This window comes from Siccibacter turicensis LMG 23730, from assembly GCF_000463155.2.
Taxonomy (GTDB): domain Bacteria; phylum Pseudomonadota; class Gammaproteobacteria; order Enterobacterales; family Enterobacteriaceae; genus Siccibacter; species Siccibacter turicensis.
Map to the genome: position 1 here is coordinate 3,191 of NZ_AWFZ01000055.1, position 1,130 is coordinate 4,320.

The 1,130-nt window shown below is 61.1% G+C and carries 1 protein-coding gene; it reads left to right on the forward strand.

The window, feature by feature from the left end:
• Window positions 1–80 precede the first annotated feature (80 nt).
• Window positions 81–1,130: plasmid mobilization relaxase MbeA (gene mbeA, locus DW58_RS21620; RefSeq protein ID WP_029593215.1), on the forward strand; the 1,050-nt coding region annotated here is incomplete at its 3' end.

A 1,130-nucleotide genomic window follows, 5' to 3' on the forward strand; every position in this document is an offset into this window, starting at 1 on the left:
ACAGATTGTGGCGGCGCTGATGGCCATCGATGCCGGGCTTGAGCGGCTGCGGCACGCCGTTCTTGAGAAAGGAACGGACGATGATCGTTAAATTTCATCCACGCGGTCGCGGCGGTGGCGCCGGGCCGGTGGACTATCTGCTGGGTAAAGACCGGCAGCGTGAAGGTGCCAGCGTCCTGCAGGGGAAGCCGGAAGAAGTCCGGGAGCTGATTGACGCGTCGCCTTACGTGAAGAAATACACATCCGGCGTCCTGTCGTTTGCGGAGGCCGATCTGCCTCCCGGCCAGCGGGAAAAACTGATGGCCAGCTTCGAGCGCGTTCTGATGCCCGGACTTGATAAAGATCAGTACAGCATTCTGTGGGTGGAGCACGCGGACAAGGGGCGTCTGGAGCTGAACTTTCTGATCCCCAATACCGAACTGCTGACCGGCAGGCGGCTCCAGCCGTACTACGACCGCGCCGACCGGCCGCGCATCGATGCCTGGCAGACCATCGTGAACGGCAGACTGGGGCTGCATGACCCGAACGCGCCGGAAAACCGCCGGGCGCTGGTCACGCCGTCCGGACTGCCGAAAACGAAGCAGGAGGCCACTGAAGCCATCACGCGCGGACTGCTGACCCTTGCTTCGTCCGGGGAGCTGAAAAACCGTCAGGACGTCACTGAGGCGCTGGAACGGTCAGGTTTTGAGGTGGTGCGCACCACGAAAAGCAGTATCAGCATTGCCGACCCGGACGGGGGGCGAAACATCCGACTGAAGGGAGCCATCTATGAGCAGTCTTTTAACGCTGGCGAAGGACTTAGAGCAGCAATCGAAAGCGCAGCAGCAGAGTACCGGCGAGATGCTGAAAGCCGCATTCAGCGAGCACGAGCAGTCTGTCAGAGCGGAACTGAGCGCAAGCGCGAGGAGAATCAGCGACGCCATCCTCGCCCACGAGCAGAGTATGAGCGAGGCGATGGAGAAAAACCGGCGGAGCGTACTGCGGACTGCCGGGCGGACATGGCTCACCATTCTGATGGTGTCAGCGCTGCTGATCGGCACGAGCGGGAGCATTCTGTGGTGGCAGGGGCAGCAGATAACCGACAATTACACGCATCTTCGTCAGCAGGAAGATACCCTGGCGAAAATGAC